At 71.9% G+C, this 17,000-nt stretch carries 20 protein-coding genes and 3 pseudogenes; 8 read left to right on the top strand and 15 right to left on the bottom strand.

Features of this window, described 5'->3' with window-relative positions; all coding sequences use genetic code 11:
- The 9 genes and pseudogenes from ACWD0J_RS38915 to ACWD0J_RS38875 all read right to left on the bottom strand — a co-directional run.
- Positions 1 to 84 (bottom strand): annotated as a pseudogene (locus tag ACWD0J_RS38915) (peptidoglycan editing factor PgeF); the annotation flags it as partial.
- Positions 85 to 133: 49 nt separating this feature from the next.
- Positions 134 to 1,735, bottom strand: a complete 1,602-nt coding sequence (locus ACWD0J_RS38910) for an alpha/beta hydrolase (RefSeq protein WP_451500599.1) — start codon at positions 1,733 to 1,735, stop codon at positions 134 to 136.
- Between the two features lie 138 nt (positions 1,736 to 1,873).
- Positions 1,874 to 2,656 (bottom strand): urease accessory protein UreD, encoded by a 783-nt coding sequence (locus ACWD0J_RS38905; RefSeq protein WP_451500598.1) that lies wholly within the window; start codon positions 2,654 to 2,656, stop codon positions 1,874 to 1,876.
- Positions 2,653 to 3,330 carry an urease accessory protein UreG gene (gene ureG, locus ACWD0J_RS38900; RefSeq protein WP_451500597.1) on the bottom strand — a complete coding sequence of 226 codons (678 nt, stop codon included), beginning with the start codon at positions 3,328 to 3,330 and terminating at the stop codon, positions 2,653 to 2,655. The genes ACWD0J_RS38905 and ureG overlap by 4 nt, the downstream gene beginning before the upstream one ends.
- Before the next feature lie 177 nt (positions 3,331 to 3,507).
- On the bottom strand, positions 3,508 to 4,182 hold the full coding sequence (locus ACWD0J_RS38895; protein WP_451500596.1) for an urease accessory protein UreF: 675 nt from the start codon (positions 4,180 to 4,182) through the stop codon (positions 3,508 to 3,510).
- A 13-nt stretch (positions 4,183 to 4,195) separates the two neighbouring features.
- Positions 4,196 to 5,917 (bottom strand): urease subunit alpha, encoded by a 1,722-nt coding sequence (locus ACWD0J_RS38890; RefSeq protein WP_451500595.1) that lies wholly within the window; start codon positions 5,915 to 5,917, stop codon positions 4,196 to 4,198.
- Positions 5,910 to 6,221, bottom strand: coding sequence for an urease subunit beta (locus tag ACWD0J_RS38885; RefSeq protein WP_451500594.1), 312 nt, complete (start codon positions 6,219 to 6,221; stop codon positions 5,910 to 5,912). Before ACWD0J_RS38885 ends, ACWD0J_RS38890 begins: the two co-directional genes overlap by 8 nt.
- Before the next feature lie 14 nt (positions 6,222 to 6,235).
- Entirely contained in the window at positions 6,236 to 6,538 is a 303-nt protein-coding gene (locus tag ACWD0J_RS38880) for an urease subunit gamma (RefSeq protein ID WP_451500593.1), read from the bottom strand.
- Between the two features lie 89 nt (positions 6,539 to 6,627).
- Entirely contained in the window at positions 6,628 to 7,101 is a 474-nt protein-coding gene (locus tag ACWD0J_RS38875) for a hypothetical protein (RefSeq protein ID WP_451500592.1), read from the bottom strand.
- Positions 7,102 to 7,319: 218 nt separating this feature from the next.
- Here ACWD0J_RS38875 and ACWD0J_RS38870 point away from each other — a divergent pair.
- Positions 7,320 to 7,698 (top strand): annotated as a pseudogene (locus tag ACWD0J_RS38870) (ABC transporter permease); the annotation flags it as partial.
- A 63-nt stretch (positions 7,699 to 7,761) separates the two neighbouring features.
- Here the strand turns inward: ACWD0J_RS38870 and ACWD0J_RS38865 are convergent.
- From ACWD0J_RS38865 to ACWD0J_RS38855, 3 genes are all read right to left on the bottom strand, one after another.
- Positions 7,762 to 8,040: a type II toxin-antitoxin system Phd/YefM family antitoxin gene (locus tag ACWD0J_RS38865; RefSeq protein ID WP_451500591.1), complete on the bottom strand. Its 279-nt coding sequence runs from the start codon at positions 8,038 to 8,040 to the stop codon at positions 7,762 to 7,764.
- A 225-nt stretch (positions 8,041 to 8,265) separates the two neighbouring features.
- On the bottom strand, positions 8,266 to 8,907 hold the full coding sequence (locus ACWD0J_RS38860) for a DUF6461 domain-containing protein (RefSeq protein WP_451500590.1): 642 nt from the start codon (positions 8,905 to 8,907) through the stop codon (positions 8,266 to 8,268).
- A 91-nt stretch (positions 8,908 to 8,998) separates the two neighbouring features.
- Positions 8,999 to 9,427 carry a hypothetical protein gene (locus ACWD0J_RS38855; RefSeq protein WP_451500589.1) on the bottom strand — a complete coding sequence of 143 codons (429 nt, stop codon included), beginning with the start codon at positions 9,425 to 9,427 and terminating at the stop codon, positions 8,999 to 9,001.
- 388 nt (positions 9,428 to 9,815) lie between these two features.
- Between ACWD0J_RS38855 and ACWD0J_RS38850 the strand changes: the two genes are divergently transcribed.
- The 4 genes from ACWD0J_RS38850 to ACWD0J_RS38835 all read left to right on the top strand — a co-directional run bounded on the left by ACWD0J_RS38850 (position 9,816) and on the right by ACWD0J_RS38835 (position 12,489).
- Complete coding sequence (locus ACWD0J_RS38850) at positions 9,816 to 10,466, top strand: ATP-dependent Clp protease proteolytic subunit (protein ID WP_451500588.1); 651 nt, start codon at positions 9,816 to 9,818, stop codon at positions 10,464 to 10,466.
- Between the two features lie 7 nt (positions 10,467 to 10,473).
- Complete coding sequence (locus ACWD0J_RS38845) at positions 10,474 to 10,779, top strand: hypothetical protein (RefSeq protein ID WP_451500587.1); 306 nt, start codon at positions 10,474 to 10,476, stop codon at positions 10,777 to 10,779.
- 563 nt (positions 10,780 to 11,342) lie between these two features.
- Positions 11,343 to 11,816: a C40 family peptidase gene (locus tag ACWD0J_RS38840; protein ID WP_451500586.1), complete on the top strand. Its 474-nt coding sequence runs from the start codon at positions 11,343 to 11,345 to the stop codon at positions 11,814 to 11,816.
- 103 nt (positions 11,817 to 11,919) lie between these two features.
- The gene (locus ACWD0J_RS38835; RefSeq protein WP_451500585.1) at positions 11,920 to 12,489 is read left to right on the top strand and encodes a DUF6328 family protein; all 570 of its coding nucleotides are present in this window, start codon (positions 11,920 to 11,922) and stop codon (positions 12,487 to 12,489) included.
- Here ACWD0J_RS38835 and ACWD0J_RS38830 read toward each other — a convergent pair.
- Positions 12,425 to 13,048: a LysE family translocator gene (locus ACWD0J_RS38830; RefSeq protein ID WP_451500584.1), complete on the bottom strand. Its 624-nt coding sequence runs from the start codon at positions 13,046 to 13,048 to the stop codon at positions 12,425 to 12,427. The two genes, ACWD0J_RS38835 and ACWD0J_RS38830, sit on opposite strands and share 65 nt — an antisense overlap.
- Positions 13,049 to 13,255: 207 nt before the next feature.
- Here ACWD0J_RS38830 and ACWD0J_RS38825 point away from each other — a divergent pair, with 207 nt between their 5' ends.
- Entirely contained in the window at positions 13,256 to 14,170 is a 915-nt protein-coding gene (locus ACWD0J_RS38825) for a LysR family transcriptional regulator (RefSeq protein ID WP_451500583.1), read from the top strand.
- Between the two features lie 3 nt (positions 14,171 to 14,173).
- Here ACWD0J_RS38825 and ACWD0J_RS38820 read toward each other — a convergent pair whose 3' ends face one another.
- Positions 14,174 to 14,632: an ATP-binding protein gene (locus ACWD0J_RS38820; RefSeq protein ID WP_451500582.1), complete on the bottom strand. Its 459-nt coding sequence runs from the start codon at positions 14,630 to 14,632 to the stop codon at positions 14,174 to 14,176.
- Positions 14,633 to 14,843: 211 nt separating this feature from the next.
- On the opposite strand from ACWD0J_RS38820, the gene ACWD0J_RS38815 reads away from it, so the two are divergent.
- Together ACWD0J_RS38815 and ACWD0J_RS38810 are read left to right on the top strand one after the other, a co-directional pair.
- On the top strand, positions 14,844 to 15,704 hold the full coding sequence (locus ACWD0J_RS38815; protein ID WP_451500581.1) for a helix-turn-helix domain-containing protein: 861 nt from the start codon (positions 14,844 to 14,846) through the stop codon (positions 15,702 to 15,704).
- A gap of 9 nt (positions 15,705 to 15,713) precedes the next feature.
- Complete coding sequence (locus ACWD0J_RS38810) at positions 15,714 to 15,941, top strand: DUF397 domain-containing protein (RefSeq protein WP_451500580.1); 228 nt, start codon at positions 15,714 to 15,716, stop codon at positions 15,939 to 15,941.
- A gap of 41 nt (positions 15,942 to 15,982) precedes the next feature.
- Here the strand turns inward: ACWD0J_RS38810 and ACWD0J_RS38805 are convergent.
- Positions 15,983 to 16,954, bottom strand: a pseudogene (locus ACWD0J_RS38805) (8-amino-7-oxononanoate synthase); the annotation flags it as partial.
- Positions 16,955 to 17,000 lie beyond the last annotated feature (46 nt).

Here is a 17,000-nt window from a genome sequence, read left to right as displayed (position 1 = left end):
CGAGAAGTGGTCCTTCGACTCCCGGGTGCACACCGGCGACTGCTCCCGGTCGCGCACCCCGAGCCGCTCCAGTTGCGCGTGGGCCGTCGGTGACGGCCGCCCCCCTTCCCCTCTCCCACCTTCCTGCGGCCTCTTACGGCTTCGGCGTCGCGTGCGGTGCGCAGGTGACGTCGGCGCCGTCCAGCTTGCCGGTGAGCAGGTAGGTGTCCACCCGCTGGTTGATGCACGGGTTGACCAGGCTGGTCACGCCGTGCGAGCCCGCGTCCTTCTCGGTGATGAGGCGGGAGCCCTTGAAGCGCTTGTGCAGTTCGACGGCACCGCCGTAGGGGGTGGCCGCGTCCCGCTCGGACTGCACGATGAGCACGCCCGGCAGCCCCTTGCCGGTCCGGACGTCCACCGGCGTCTGCTGCTTGACCGGCCAGGTCGCGCAGGGCAGGTTCATCCAGGCGTTGGACCACGTCAGGAACGGATAGTCCTTGTGCAGCCGGGTGTTGTCGCGGTCCCACTTCTTCCAGCTGGTGGGCCACTTGGCGTCGGTGCACTCGACGGCCGTGTAGACGGCGTTGCCGTTCTCCGAGGCGATGTTTCCCGCGGTGTCCGACAGGTCGGGGGCGGCCGCGTCGACCAGCGCCTGGGTGTCGCCGGCGACGTACTCGCTGAACACGGTGGCGACCGGCACCCACGAGGAGTCGTAGTACGGGGCGCTCTGGAAGAAGCCGAGCAGCTCGGCCGGGCCGACGACCCCGCCGATGGGGTTCTTCTTCGCGGTGGCGCGCAACTCCAGCCACTCGGCCTGGACTTCGGCGCGGGTGTCGCCGAGGTGGAAGGTGGCGTCGTTGGCGGCGACCCAGTCCTGCCAGTCCTTCCAGCGCGTCTCGAAGGCGACGTCCTGGTCGAGGTTGGCCTCGTACCAGATCTTCTCCCGGGACGGGTTGACGACGCTGTCGACGACCATCCGGCGCACGTGGCCCGGGAACAGGGTGCCGTACACCGCGCCGAGGTAGGTGCCGTAGGAGACGCCGAGGAAGTTGAGCTTCTTCTCGCCGAGCGCGGCGCGGATCACGTCGAGGTCGCGCGCGGTGTTCGGGGTGGTCATGTGCGGCAGCATCTCGCCGCTGCGCTCGTAGCAGCCCTCGGCGTACTCGCGGGCGAGCTTGCGCTGGGCGCGCTTGTCGGCCTCGGAGTCCGGCACCGGGTCCATCTTGGGCGCCTTCACGAACTCCTGCGGGTCGGCGCAGGAGATGGGCGCCGACTTGCCGACGCCGCGCGGGTCGAAGCCCACGAAGTCGTACGCCTTGGCCGTGTTGGCCCACACGGGTGCCTTGGTGACGACCCGGCGCGGGAAGCGCAGGCCGGAGCCGCCCGGCCCGCCCGGGTTGTAGATGAGGGCGCCCTGGCGTTCCTCCTCGGTGCCGGTGTTGCCGATGCGGTCGACGGCGAGCTTGATCTGCTTGCCGTACGGCTTGGCGTAGTCGAGCGGCACCGTGACGTAGCCGCACTGGATCGGCTTCTCCAGGCCCCAGTCGGCCGGGCAGTCCTGCCAGTCGATCCCCGTCTTCGCGGCCTTGGCGGCGGCGATCGCCGCGCCGCGGGCCTCGCGGTCCTGGCCGCCGCGGGAGTCCGCCGTGGCGCTCGCCGTGGGCGCCGCCATGGCGCCGGCTATCAGCGTCGCGGTCACGAGCACTCCGGCGGAACCGAACGCTGCCGTCCGCCTCGTCGCTCTGTTGTCCCTCAAGGGAACCCTCCCGTACGTCGGTTGATGAGTACGGGGATCCTCTCGGCTGTGAGCTGCCTGAGAACAGGGGTGGTCGGCGTTCTTTGCCAATCCGATAAGCGGACCGGGGCGTTCGCTGGGCGGACGAGGATCCCGGCGTCAGCTGATCCCGGACTCCTGGCCGACAGACACCAGTGCCTCGTCCAGCAGCCGCCGCAGGAGCAGCGCGTCCGGGGCCACCGCGGTCACCAGGGCGGCGGGACCGGCGAGGGGGACCACCACGGCGCCTTCCCCCAGCACCCGTGCCGCCACCGGCCCGCCCGCGAACTCGGGCCGTACGACGACGACTTGGCCGACCGCCCGATGGCCCGCCAGAACGGCCGGCCCGTCCCAGCCCCCCGGCGCGCCGGGACCGCAGGCCAACTCCTGGTCGAGCACGGTCCGGCCCCCGACCCGCAGGACGAACCGGCTGTTGAGCCGCCCGGGCTCCTCCCCCGTCCGCCCGAGCACCTGCTCCTCACGCAGGACGAGCCGGGCCGTCGGACCGAGCTCGACGCGGGTGGTGACGGACAGGTCGCTGCCGCGCGCGGAGATCAACTGCTCGGGCAGCCAGTGCAGTTCGCCGCCGTCGGCGACGGTGAGCCGGACGTCGTAACGGGCCCCGCCCTTGGCCTGCCCGGGCAGGGCGATGGTGGCGGCGGCCGAGCCGACGCGCAGCCGGGCCCCGCTCCCGACAGCCGCTTCCACGGTGAAGTGGTCACCGCCCAGCGGTCCGCTCATCGCGCCGACGAGCATGACCCGCGCCTCGCTGCCGCTCCCCCGGGTCCGCCGCAGAGCCAGCGGCCCGTCACCCTCCAGGACGGGCAGGGACGTGCCGCCCCGGCCGTCGTCCCGCGCGACGATGCGTGCGGTGGCCCGTACTCCGGCCGTGGCCGCGGTCATGCCGTCCACGCGGCGCGGCGCGCCCGCACCCAGGCGGCGACGTCCCGCACACCCGGCTCGCCGCGGAGCGACTGGAAGACCACCGGCAGTTCGGCCCGCTGCGCCTTCGCGTCCGCCGCCATCCGTCCGAGGTCGGAGCCGACGTACGGCGCGAGGTCGGTCTTGTTGACGACGAGCAGGTCGGCGGTGGTGACACCGGGTCCGCCCTTGCGGGGGATGTCGTCCCCGCCGGCGACGTCGATCACGAAGATCTGCGCGTCGACGAGGCCCTTCGAGAAGGTCGCCGTGAGGTTGTCCCCGCCGGACTCCACGAGGATCAGATCCAGCGGCCCGACCTCGTCCTCCAGGTCCTCCACCGCTTCGAGGTTGGCGGAGATGTCGTCCCGGATCGCGGTGTGCGGGCAGGCGCCCGTCTCCACGGCGGTGATCCGCTCGGGCGGCAGCACGGCCTCCCGGAGCAGGAACTCGGCGTCCTCGCGCGTGTAGATGTCGTTGGTGACGACCGCGAGGGACAACTCGTCCCGCAGGACACGGCAGAGCGCGGCGACGGTGGCGGTCTTCCCCGAGCCGACGGGCCCTCCGAGCCCGATCCGCAGCGCCCGGCGTGAGCCGTCGGGACGGCGGGCGTCGGCACTGACGGCGGCGGGGCCGTGGTGGGAGTGGTCGAGATGCATGGGGTGGCTCCTTCTCCTTCTTCTTCCTTCTTCGGCGTCGGGCACAGTCAGCCCGTCCGGCGTTCGAGGACGAGGCCGTCAGGCGGACAGGGTCCGGGGGCGGAGCCCCCCCCCGGGGGGCGGGACGGGAAGAGGCGGCGGGGGCGGCGGGGGCGGCGGGGGCGGCGGGGCGAGAACCTACGATGCGAACAGCCGTACCGGCCAGGCCGCGTGCACCTCCGCGCCGATCTCCAGCAGCGGAGCGGACGTCGCCGGCAGCACATCGACCCCCTCGTCGACAGCCCGCCGCGCCGCCTCCACCGCCGAATCCGCGACCCGGTCCAGCTCCGGTGCCAGCCGCGCCAGCACCCCCGTCGCGTCGAACGGATCGAGGCTCAGCAGCCGCACCGTCGCACTCGCGGGCCCGCTGACACTCTCGTACACCGCACAGTGAGCGGCGTCCAGCGCGCCCAGCCCCGCCGCCCGCGCCGCGAGCCCGAGCACCACCGGCTGATGCGCGCCCTTGGGGAACTCCCGCGCCAGCGCGTCGAGTTCGCCGGACGGCCAGGTGGCCCGCGCGGCCCGCATCAGCTGCCGCCCCAGTTTTCGCGCGGCGATACGCAACGCGGGCGACGGGGTCCGCGCGTCGGCCGCCGCGTCCAGGTCCACGGGATCCACGCCGAGCACGGCCGCCGCGGCCAGCGCGGCGGCGGTCCGCCCCGCCGTGTGCAACCGCCCCCGGCAGAAGTCCTCCAGGCTCGCGGCCCCGGTGACCCGCCCGGACTTCACGGCCGCCTCGGCCCCGCCGGAGTGCGCGTGCCCGCCGGCGGGGAAGCGGCCGTCGGCCAGGACGAGAAGTGCTGTTCGTGACATCGGATCCGTGCCGTCAGAAGAGGAAGTACCGCTGGGCCATGGGCAGTTCGGCGGCCGGAGTCGCCTCGACGAGCTCCCCGTCGATGTGCACGGCGAAGCTGTCGGGGTCGACCCGGACGCGCGGCCGGGCGTCGTTCTCCCGCATGTCCGCCTTGGTCACGCCCCGCGTCGACTCGATGGCGACGAAGCGCTTGCCCAGGTGCAGCCGCTCCGGCAGTCCGTCCTCGATGGCGAGCGGCGCCACGAAGTTGAACGAGTTGGCGGCGGGGGCCCGTCCGATCGCCCCGAACATCGGGCGCGGCAGGACCGGCTGCGGGGTCGGGATGGAGGCGTTCGCGTCGCCCATCTGCGCGTACGCGATCTGCCCGCCCTTGATCACCAGGTGCGGCTTGACGCCGAAGAACGCGGGCTCCCACAGCACCAGGTCGGCGAGCTTGCCGGTTTCCACCGAGCCGATCTCGTGCGCGAGGCCCTGGGCGAGGGCGGGGTTGATCGTGTACTTGGCGACGTACCGCCGTACCCGGTGGTTGTCCGCGCGCCCGTCGCCCGGCAGGGCACCCCGGCGCCGCTTCATCACGTGCGCGGTCTGCCAGGTCCGCAGGACGACCTCGCCGACCCGCCCCATCGCCTGCGCGTCGGAGGAGATGATCGAGATGGCGCCCAGGTCGTGGAGGATGTCCTCCGCCCCGATGGTCGAGGGCCGGATGCGGGACTCGGCGAAGGCGAGGTCCTCCGGGACGGCCGGGTTGAGGTGGTGGCACACCATCAGCATGTCGAGGTGTTCCTCGGCGGTGTTGACGGTGTACGGCCGGGTCGGATTGGTGGAGCTCGGCAGCACGTGCGGCTCGGAGACCACGGTCATGATGTCGGGCGCGTGCCCGCCGCCGGCGCCCTCGGTGTGGTACGCGTGGATCCCGCGGCCCGCGATGGCGGCCAGGGTGTCCCCGACGAACCCGGCCTCGTTCAGCGTGTCCGTGTGGATCGCCACCTGGATGCCGGTCCGGTCGGCGACGGTCAGCGACGCGTCGATGACGGCCGGGGTGGAGCCCCAGTCCTCGTGCAGCTTCAGCCCGAGGGCGCCGCCCCGGATCTGGGACAGCATCGCCTCGTGGGAGACGGTGTTGCCCTTGCCGAGGAAGCCGATGTTGAGGGGGTACTGCTCCATCGCCTCCAGCATCCGGGCCAGGTGCCAGGGGCCGGGGGTGACGGTGGTCGCCTTCGACCCCTCGGCCGGTCCGGTGCCGCCGCCGACCAGCGTCGTGATGCCGGCGGAGAGCGCCTCGTCGGCGATCTGCGGGCAGATGAAGTGGACGTGCGCGTCGATGGCGCCGGCGGTGAGGATGCGTCCGTTGCCCGCGATGATCTCGGTCTCGGGACCGATGACCAGGTCGGGGTGGACCCCGTCCATGGTGTCGGGGTTGCCCGCCTTGCCGATGCCGGTGATCCGCCCGTCGCGCAGGCCGACGTCGGCCTTGACGATGCCCCAGTGGTCGACGATGACGACCCCGGTGATGACGGTGTCCGGGGTGCCGTCCGCGCGCGTGGCGCGGGACTGGCCCATGGACTCGCGGATGACCTTGCCCCCTCCGAACACGGCCTCGTCCCCGGCGAGCCCAGGTCCGCCGGAACGGTCCTCCTCGATCTCGATCAGCAGATCCGTGTCGGCGAGCCGGACACGGTCGCCGGTCGTCGGGCCGAACAGGTCGGCGTACGCGGCACGCGAGATCTCAGGCATCGAGGGCACCTCCGGTCTCCCCGCGCAGCCCGGGCACCACACGGGCGCCGGCCAGCGGGACGAGTTCGACGTCGACGGGGATCCCGGGCTCGAAGCGCACGGCGGTGCCGGCGGCGACGTTGAGCCGCTTGCCCCGTGCGGCGGCGCGGTCGAAGTCCAGACCGGGGTTGGCCTCGGCGAAGTGGTAGTGGGAGCCGACCTGGACGGGCCGGTCGGCGGCGTTCAGGACGGTCAGCCGGGTGACCGCACGGCCCTCGTTGCAGACGATCGGGTCGTCGGCGAACAGGAACTCTCCGGGAATCATGGCCGGCGCCCCCGTCAGACGATCGGGTCGTGGACGGTGACGAGCTTGGTGCCGTCCGGGAAGGTCGCCTCGACCTGGACGTCGTGGATCATCTCGGGGATGCCTTCCATGACGTCGTCCCGGGTGAGCAGCCGGCGCCCGGACGCCATGAGTTCGGCCACGGTACGGCCGTCCCGGGCGCCCTCGAGGATGTGCGACGTGATGAGGGCGACCGCCTCGGGGTGGTTCAGCTTGAGCCCGCGGGCCCGGCGCTTGTCGGCCACGTCGGCCGCCACGTGGATGAGCAGCCTCTCTTGCTCGTGCGGGGTCAGTTGCACGTCCCACCTCACAGTCCTCGCTCCGGACCGTGCGGGGTCCGGCTGCCGCGGCCCCCGGGGCAAAGTCCCTGGTGGCGTGGATCGGCAGGCTAGTGGGACCGGGTTTCAGTCACGTTAACCGAGCTGTGATCGACATCGGGGTCCGGCGGCGGGACCGACCTGCTCATCGACGCCTGCGGACCGTTCTGGAGGACCGAGCCCGGGACCGGGGCCGGAACCGGAGCCGGGACCGGGACCAGCAGCGGCTGCTGGGCGACGAACCGCTGGACGACGGCGCTCATGGTGCGCGCGACACGCTCGGCGGGCAGGCTCGCCACGTCGTCCACGAGCAGCTGCCCGTCGGCGCCCAGACTCGCGAGCACGGCGCGGGCGCCCGCCGCACGCATCGTCCCGGCGTCCGGGTACGCCTCGGCGGCCCGCTCCCGGGCCGCACCCACCACGGCGTGTCCCTCCCGCAGGGCGGCGGCCGGTTCCAGGGTGCGGAACGTCTCCGCCCGCGCCTGGCCGATCAGGCGGGGGAAGGCCGGCTCCGCGTCGACCGTCAGGGACACCTTCATGTTCATGGCGAGGGTCCGGCACAGAACCCTGCCGACCAGCAGGTCGAACGGCGGAGGCGGGCTCTGCCCCGCGGCCTCCAGGCCTGGCGGACCGACCTGAGCACCTCGCCGACGATGCCGCGCTCAGCCCCTCCCTGCTGCCGAAGCAGCGGTGGACGGCACCCGCCGAGAAGCCGGCCTCCTTCAGCACGCCCCGCTCACACGGCTGTTCGACCCGCAACGGCATCCGCGCCACGTCCACGCAGCCCCATGTCCACCCCGTCCGCTGCCGCCCGGCCGCCGCCGTCCTGGTCCCCGTGCTCGCGGCGCTCGCCCGGTGGGCCTTCGCCCGCCCGGCCGGCCGCCCGCACCGCCCCGCGCGACCTGCCGCTCGGTGTCGCCGGGCCCGCCTCGGCGGCGGCCCAGGTGGAGCAGCGGCTGGAGCGACGCGAGGGTGCGTTCGAGATCCACCGCTGCGCCACTGTGCCGCTGTGCCGACGCCGGACGGCCGCGCACCGCTCGATCGAGGACCGGACCGTATACGGCGCGATCGGCGTCACCGCGCAGGGGACCGAGCGGCTGACCGCGTCCGCCGCACGCCCGTTCGTCGCCCAGCAGCTCCGGCCGCTCCGGCACGACTGTGTGCCCCCGCCGTAGCGGACGGGGGCGCACGGTCTTTCCGTCTCCTCAGGAGGCTCCGGGGCCCCGGTGGCGCGCCGCGATGCCGAAGCGCTGCTGCTCGCGGGGAGCGGGGGCGGCGTCTCGCACCGAGGAGACCGCGCTGATCACCTGTTCCTCCGCGGACTCCTGGAGTTCCTCCAGCTGTTCGAGGTCGGCGGCGGAGACCAGGGCGACGAGGGGTTTGCCGTGCCGCGTCACGACCACGCGCTCACCGCCGTACACCACCCGGTTGATCAGGTCGGCGAGTTCAGCCCTGGCTTGCGTCACCGGAATCTCGTAGGCCATACCCCTAGCTTACGGCGGGTCTATCTGGTTCACCGTGGTCTGCGACGACATCAAAGTTCCAGGTCAGGGGCTCCCGTGCGCTCTCGTCTGTGAGAAATGTGTGAGACGAGGTGAGACGAAGAGCCATCTGGTCGCACTGAATCCTGGCAGCTCTCCGGTGCGGCGGAACGCCCGCTCCGACCGGCCCTGGGCAGAACTCCGGCCGGGCGGGTGCAGGTCACATGGTCACCAGGAGGACGGAGCTGACCTGCGGGTGACCACGGCAGGAAGCTGGCCGCCTTCGATCACCTCCCGCGGGAGCGACAGCCCGAAGTACTCACCGATGACCTTCAACACCCGGCGCTTCTCTTCGGCAGGTGCCAGTTCCTCGTCATCGCCCAGCAGGTCATCCATGTCGTCCTCCGGCGGAATGACTCCGGCTGCCTCCAGCGCCGTGCGCAGCAGGTCGGGCTGGGCTCCTGTGGGGTCATAGCCGAAGCCCAACTCGAAGTGCAGCTGCAGCTCACCGTCGGCGAGATAGGTGAAGAAGGAGGGGGGATCGTCGGGCCGCGGGTCGAAGATCAGGATCTCGCCGCCGCGGGACGTTGCCGGGTCCAGGGCCCAGCCTTCACTGCCCACGCACTCCACGATGAACGACCAGTCGCCGCTCTGGCCGAGGCGGCCGACGCAATAGATCTGCGTCAGGTCGACCATGCGGTGCGCTTCCTCGATGGTGAGGGCGGGCCCGATCTCGACGGGCTCATGGTCGGCCATGCGTTCGGCCAGCTGCTGAGGGCTGAGGCCGCGGGCGCAGGTGATGTACAGGTCGGTGGCGCTCGGGCTCGTGCCGCGCCAGGCATCAGCGATCCACGCGAGATCGTCAGGCACTGCGGTTCACTCCTTCCGTGCACAACTTGGGGCCGGTGGGGCACAGCACGGCCAGAGCCGGTGCTGTGCCCCACCAACGTCCAGGAGACTGTCATGGCTTGGGAACCGTGCAGGTCACGGTCGCCTTGGACGCGTCGCCGTGCGTGAACTGAGGGAAGTCCACCCAGTACGGGTCCTGGTCGAGCAGCCGATACTTGCCGGAGAAGCCCCCGCTGAACGCTCGCCCCATCGACGTGGAGTTGATCCACCCCGACATGGCCGAGCGGCCGCACACCTCCTTCCACGGAGGAGCAGCCACACGAATGTCGTCGTACAGATGCCATTCGCCCTGCTTGACCCGTGTGGCACAGGTCTGCACGCAGTCGTTGCCGGTGTCGACCTCGCTCATGCCGCTCACGCCGGCGGGCATGCCGCCGGAGTTGTAGGGGGAGGCGTAGGCGAACTCGTCACATGACGCCTTGTCGGTCGCACTGATCTCGGGGACGGCGGTGGCGTCCGGGTGCCATAGGTTGCCGCCCACCCATCAGGGCAGATCACCTTGCGGTTGTCGTCCGGGTTGCGCTTGTGCGCGTTCTTGTCCGCGGCAGGAAGGAAGAACAGCGGCTTGTTCGCTGCCTTGCTCCCGGGGTGGGTGGGCAGCACCAACAAGCCCGCCAGCTGATCGCTTACACCACGAAGCAACTGGCCAGGTTCCGTGCGCTGCTGACAGGCACGACACACATCCCCGAGCTCGACGAGGTCTCCGCGCAGCGCATCGGGCCGTGGCTGCAGCGTCGTGTGCCGGCGCTCGTCGTACTGCCACCGGGGGCACGGTAGGGCTCTCAGGTGGCTTGATCACCAGAATCCGATCCCACCATGACGTCAGGTACGTCCTGTACATTTCTTACAGACGTCAAGGAGGGGTGTCCATGACTCGACCGTCCGCCCGACCGCCCGCCCGTCACGCCCTGCCCGAGATCACCGAGCGCATCGGCTTCGGGCAGCACACGTCGATGGATCCGTACGCGAAGCTGCTGGAGGAACGGATCGTGTTCCTCGGGACGCCGATCGACGACGTCTCGGCGAACGACGTGATCGCCCAGTTCATGCACCTGGAGCACAAGGACCCGGACCGGGACCTCGCGCTGTACATCAACTCCCCCGGCGGCTCGTTCAGCGCGATGTCGGCGATCTACGACACGATGCGGTACGTCAGTTGTGACGTCGAGACGACGTGCCTGGGCCAGGCGGGCGCGTCCGCCGCGGTGCTGCTGGCGGCCGGCACGCCCGGCAAGCGGAACGTGCTGCCGGGCGCCCGGGTGGTGATCCGCCGGCCCGCGCCGCCGGAGCCGGTGCACGGGCAGGCGAGCGATCTGGTCATCCAGGCGGACGAGTGGACGCGCGTGCGCGCACGGCTGGAGGAGATGCTGGTACGGCACACCGGCCGCGCTCCGGAACAGGTGACCGCGGACATCGAGCGGGACAGGATCCTGGACGCCCAGGGAGCGCTCGACTACGGACTGGCGGACCGGATCATCCCGAACCGCGAGGCCCCGCACCCCGCACCCGGCGCGAGGTGAGCCACCGATGCTGCCCGATCTGCCGCCGCTGCCTGCCCTGACCCGCGCCGAGGGCGAGTTGATCGACCGTTACCTCGACGTGGTCGACCTGCTCGGCCGGATCAATCCGGCGCGGCCCGGGGACACCTACCGCGGACTGCGCGCCGCCCAGGCGCTGGTGAGCAAGGCGGCCGCGCTGCGGGACGCGCTGGCGCTGATGCACCGTCGGGGCGAGAGCGAACTGCACGCCGACACGCTGGCGCGTGCGCTGCGCGTGCTGGACGGGGAGCGCCGCGCGGCTCGGGTCACGGTGCCGCCGCGCCCGGACAGTTGACGCGTGCGCAGCCGCTCCGGCCGCCGCCGACCGCTTGACGAGGCGTCCGGAGCGCGGCTGAAACGGACCAATCGGCGTACCACCATTCGGCGTAGACGCGGCTCCTTTTTCTGGCCCGCACAGGTTGCGCAACACGCGTGGCCCGAGGGCGGAATGAGACATTCCGCCGCTGGTCCGGGCGTCCTCGGACCCCCGGACTGTCATTCGAACACGGGGGTGTCCACCCGAACGGCTGAGTGGTGAGTAACAACACAAACCCCCGGTTCCGTTGGGATATTCGGACATCCGTGAGCCAAGATCCCTGACTGACGACAAGACCCCGCCACAACGGCGGGGCGATCCGGGCGGACGCCGAGTCCTGCCGCCGCCCGGATGACCGGTCGACAGAAGTGGATCGGCAGGAGTGGAGGACCCAGGCACGACGGGTCGCCGGAACGGTCGTCTCCGCATGAGAGGCGCCGGACCGAGCAGCCCTTGGGGTGAAGCCGCAGCAGCGGCCGGGCATCTTCGCCAGCCCGAATCCGACAGGTCATCCTTCACAGGCGGCTGACGAAGGGTTGCGCATGACTGCGCTCAATCGTGTCCCGTCGCTGATGGTCCGGGCCGGTACGGCCTCGGCCTTCGCCATCGCCGCCGTGGGCGGCTCTGTCGTGGTCCCGGGTGTCGCCTCCGACGCCGCGGCCGCCACGCCGGCGACGAAGGCACTTCAGGTCGCGGCCTCCAAGAAGGGCTCCCCGTACAAGTACGGGGCCGTCGGGCCGAAGCGGTTCGACTGCTCGGGGCTGACGCTGTACTCGTTCAAGAAGGCGGGCAAGAAGCTGCCCCGCACCGCCGCCCAGCAGTACAACAAGACGCGCCACATCTCCTCCGCGAGCCGCAAGGCCGGAGACCTGGTGTTCTTCCACTCGGGCTCGAACGTGTACCACGTCGGCATCTACGCCGGGAAGGGAAAGATCTGGCACTCCCCGAAGACGGGGGACGTCGTGCGGCTGCAGAAGATCTGGACGAAGAGCGTCTGGTACGGCCGGGTCAAGTGACCCGCCCCGGGGGGCGCCGGCGACCTGGCCCGTCGTCGCCCCCCGGGGGCTCCCGGGGGCTCCCCGGCGCGTGACACGGGCCCGAATGGTTACTCGTTCACGTATGGCCGACCACCGTCCCTGCACCGCACGCAACGAGACACCCCTGCAGCGCGCCGACCGCAACTTCGGCGAACTGCTCCAGGAGCTGCGCGTCACCCAGACCGGCGTGCAGATCCTCTTCGCCTTCCTGCTGACGCTGGCCTTCACCCCGCGCTTCCCGTCCCTCGACACGGTCCAGCGCACCACGTACGTCGTCACGCTCCTGCTCGCGGTCCTCGCGGCGGCGCTGTTCACCGCGCCCGCCGCCCTGCACCGCTCGCTCTTCCAGAAGGGCGCCAAGCCGCGCATAGTCCAGGTGTCCTCGCGGCTCGCCACGGTCGGCATGCGGGTGCTGGTTCTCGCCTTCACCGGTTCGGTGCTGCTCGTCGTCGACGTGACGACCGGCCGGGCGGGCGGACTGGCCGCGGGCGCGGCCACCCTGCTCGTCTGCCTCGGACTGTGGGGACTGCTCCCCCGGCTGGTGCAGCGGGCCGGCCGGGCACAGGACGGCCACCGGACGACGACGGTCAGGGCGCCCCGGCCGATTCGAGGAGGAGTACCGCACCGAGAACTGTCAGCGCGCCGCCGGTGACCCCCTCCACCACCCGGGCGGCCCGCGGGGTGCGCAGCCACCGGCCGAGCCGGTCGACCAGCAGGGCCACGGCCGGGAACCACACCAGGGCGATGACGACCACGATCAGCGCCAGCACCAGCGTCCGCGGCAGCGCGGGAGCACTGGCGGGCACGAACTGCGGCAGCAGGCTCAGGAAGGTGATGGGCGCCTTCGGGTTGAGGGCGTTGGTGACGAACCCCTGACGCAGCGGACCGGTGGGGGACACGGGCTCGGCGGGCGGCATCCCGGTACGCGGGCGGCGCAGCGCCGACAGCGTGCGCAGGCCCAGGTACAGCACGTACCCGCCGCCCAGCAGTTGCAGCGCGCGGAACAGGGCCGGTACCGCGGCCAGCACCGCGGCGACGCCGGCCACCGCCAGGGCGGTGTGCAGGAGCAGCCCGCCCGCGATGCCGAGCGCACAGGCGACCCCGGCCCGGCGGGAGACCAGGGCGTTGCGTACGACGACGGTGAAGTCCGCGCCGGGCATGGCCACCATGCCAGCGGCGACCCCGGTGAAGGCGATGAGCTGTCCGTCCATGTGGCCAGCCTGCCGTGCGGGAGCCTTCAGCAGGTATTTAGGATCTCCTGGACCAGCCTTAAGCATTGCTTTGGCCGGGCATCGCTTTCATCAGGCAGTGCTCTCGTCAAACATCGCTCGTCAGGCAGCGCTCTCGTCAGGCATCGCTCGTCAGGCAGCGCTCTCGTCAGGCATCGCTTCCGCCTCGCCGCCCCTGGAGGATCCGGCATGTACGACCCCACCCGGCTCGCCGCGCTGGTCGCGGTCGCGGAGGCCGGGTCGATCACCCGGGCCGCCGAGCGTCTCGGCTACACGCCGCCCGCGCTCTCCCAGCAGCTGGCCAAGCTGGAGCGGGAGGCGGGTACCGCGCTGCTGGTCCGGCACCATCGCGGGGCGCGGCTGACGGGAGCGGGCGAGGTGCTGGTGGTGCGGGCCCGCCGGGTGCTGGACGAGCTGGAGCGGGCGCGGCACGAACTGGCACGGCTGACCGGTCTGTCGGGCGGCACACTGCGGCTCGGCACCTTCCAGACCGCGGGCATCCATCTGCTGCCGCCGGTGCTCAGCGCGTTCCGCCGGGCGTATCCGGACGTCGACCTGGTCGTGACGGACCACGAACCGTCGGCCGGGGTCGCCGCCGTGGCCGCCGGTGAGATCGACCTGGCGATGACGCACACCTACGAGCCGGGGGACCCGGTCGCGCTCCCCGCCTCCGTCAGCGCGGAGCCGATCCTCGTCGAGGAGCTGGTCCTGGTGTCCGCGCCGGGGCACGCCCTCACCAGCGGCAGCTCACGCCTTCCGCTGGCCGAGCTCGCGGGGCAGCCGCTGATCAGCATGGCGCCGGACCATCCGGGGCGGCGGGAGGTGGAGGCGGTACTGGCCCGGGCGGGGGCCACGCCGTCGGTGCTGGTCGCGACACCGGGGTACGTGCTGGTGTGCGCGCTGGCCAGTGCGGGGCTCGGGGTCGGGGTGGTACCGGAGATGGTGGCGCGGACGACGGCCACTCCGGTCGGGGTGCGTGCCCTGGAAGGGGGACGGTTGCGGCGTACGATCTCGGTCGCCCGTCGGACGGACGAGGCGGCGCCCGCCCCGGACGCCTTCCGGGCCCTGCTGCGCGGCGCGTTCGGCCGGGCCCAGCACGCCTGACCGCTACGGCTCCTGCTGCCCCGCCGCGGGCACCGGTTCGGCCTGGACGGTCCACGGGATCTCGATGGAGACGGTCTTGCCGCCCTCGCGGGTGGGGCGGACTCTCAGCTTGCCGCCGCACTCGGCGGTCAGCCAGCGGATGATCACCATGCCCCGCCCGTTGTCCTGCTGGACGGCGGCCGGCAGCCGTTTGGGGAATCGGGGGTGACTGTCGGTGACACCGATGCACAGGTGTTCGTCACGGTCGAGCTCGATGTCCACCGTGAAGGTGGGTGACTGCCCCAAGGTGTGCTGTACGGCGTTGGTGGTGAGTTCGGAGACGATGAGCCGGATGGTGTCGGCCATGTCGCTGTCCGCCGTCAGGCCCCACTCCACCAGGGTGGTGAGCACGTAGGCGCGGGCCGCGGAGACCGAGGCGGGATCGCTCGGCAGAGTGACGGATGCTTCCAGATGGTCTGCCATGGCGACGTCGTCCCTTTCCCACGGGACCGCAGCCCGACACGGAGCGGATGTGGAGTACGGTCCCGGACTGGTGCTTCATCGCCAGACTGCCATTACCGCGGCGGTCACGGGTGGCGATCCACCAAGATATGCATATATCTGTCGCTCGAAGCGGTGAACTCTACGACGGCCGACCCGCTTTGGGCGCCTCGGTTGGAGTAAGGAGTAGCCCATGCAGCACGGTCCCGCGGTCCGCCGCCGGAAACTGGGCGCCGAACTGCGTGCCCTGCGCACCGGTGCGGGGCTCACCAGTGGTGAGGCGGCCCGGATGGTGGGCTGGCACCAGTCGAAAGTCAGCCGCATCGAGACCGGGGCCAGCGGGGTGAAACCGGCCGATGTGCGGTTACTCCTCGATGTCTACGGAGTGCGCGACTCCCAACTGCGGGAGTTGCTGATGGTGTTGGCGGGGTCGGACGAGAGCGTCGGCCGGCATCACTGGTGGCACGCGTACCGCGGGGTGCTGCCGCCGACCTACCGGGACTTCATCAGCCTGGAGTCGCAGGCCGGCGCGATGCGCACCCTGGAGACCTCGGTGGTGCCCGGGTTGCTGCAGACGCCGGAGTACGCCCGTGCGGTGACCCGGGCGGCGGTGGACGGGCTGGACGAGGAGCGGGTGGACGCGCTGGTCGAGGTGCGGCTGGCCAGGCAGGACGTGCTGCGGTCGCAGCCGCCGCTGGAGCTGAGCGCCGTGCTGGACGAGGCGGTGCTGCGGCGCGAGGTCGGCGGTCCCGAGGTGATGACACGGCAGCTGGAGCGGCTGGTCGAGGCGGCACGGCTGCCCCAAGTGCGGTTGCAGGTCCTGCCGTTCACGGCCGGAGCGCACATCGGTGTCACCGGGCCTTTCGTTATCTTCTCATTTTCGAGCACTTCTGATCTGGATGTGGTCGTTCTCGACCACTTGACGAGTAGCCTCTATCTCGAACGGAAAGAAGACCTCCAGGCCTACACCGAGGCCTTCAACGCCCTTCAGTTCCACGCCCTTTCGCCCGAGGACTCATTGGATTACATCGCCGCAACAGGTGACGGCGCGTAAGGAGGCCCCATGTCAGCACTGCCTCGGCACGTAGCTTCCAGTACCGATCTGCACGACGTGCGGTGGCTGCGCAGCAGCTACAGCACGGGAGCGAACAACTGCGTCGAGACGGCGCGCCCCGGGCCCGGCCGCTGGGCCGGGCTGCTCGCCGTACGCGACTCCAAGGACCCGGCCGGGCCCGCGCTGCTCTTCTCCCCCGGGAGCTGGGCGGGGTTCACCGCCGCGTTCCACTCCTGATCAGTCCGCCCAGGGGCGACGCGCGGCCGTGTCACGCCGACTCATGGTCGCGTCTCGCCGATCACCCGTACAGCGCGTTCGATCTGTCCCTCGGTGAGGTCCGCGCGGGCGGTCAGCCTCAGCCGTGAGACACCGTCGGGTACGGAAGGAGGACGGAAACAGCCCACGGCCAGCCCGGCGGCACGGCAGTCGGCCGCCCAGCGCACCGCCGCCTCCGGGGACGGCGCGCGCACCGAGACGACCGCGGCGTCCGGGCGTACCGCGCCCAGGCCCGCGGCGCTCAGGCGCGCGTGGAGTTCGCCCGCCACCGCGCGCGCCCGCGCCGCCCGCTCCGGTTCGCGCCGCAGCAGCCGCAGGGCCGCGAGGGCACCGCCGGCCGCCGCGGGGGCGAGGCCGGTGTCGAAGATGAACGTCCGGGCCGTGTTGACCAGGTGGTCGATCACCCGGGCGGGGCCGAGGACGGCGCCGCCCTGGCTGCCGAGCGACTTGGACAGCGTGACCGTGACGACGACGTCGTCGGCGCCCGCGAGTCCGGCCGCGTGCGGGGCGCCGCGGCCGCCGTCGCCGATGACGCCGAGACCGTGGGCGTCGTCGACCACCAGCCCCGCGCCCCGCTGCCGGCACACCTCGGCGAGGGCGGCCAGCGGGGCCGCGTCTCCGTCCACCGAGAACACCGTGTCGGACACGACGACGGCCGGCCCTTCGTGCGTCCGCAGCGCCTTGCCCACGGCGTCCGGGTCCGCGTGCGCGACCACCTGGGTGGTGCCCCGGGCCAGGCGGCAGCCGTCGATCAGGGAGGCGTGGTTGCCCGCGTCGGAGACGATCAGCGAGCCGTGCGGGGCGAGGGCGGTGACCGCGGCCAGGTTCGCCGCGTAGCCCGAGGAGAAGACCAGGGCCGCCTCGAAGCCGCAGAAACCGGCCAGCTCCCGCTCCAGCTCGGCGTGGAGTTCGGTGGTGCCGGTGACGAGCCGGGAGCCGGTCGCGCCGCCGCCCCAGGCCCGGGCCAGCCCGGCCGTCCTCAAGGACTGGGCGCGTACCGGGACCCTGTTCCGGACCTAC

Source organism: Streptomyces sp. NPDC003011 (genome assembly GCF_053591515.1).
The sequence above is the reverse complement of the archived record's forward strand: the minus strand, read 5'-3'. Positions and strand labels throughout refer to the sequence as shown.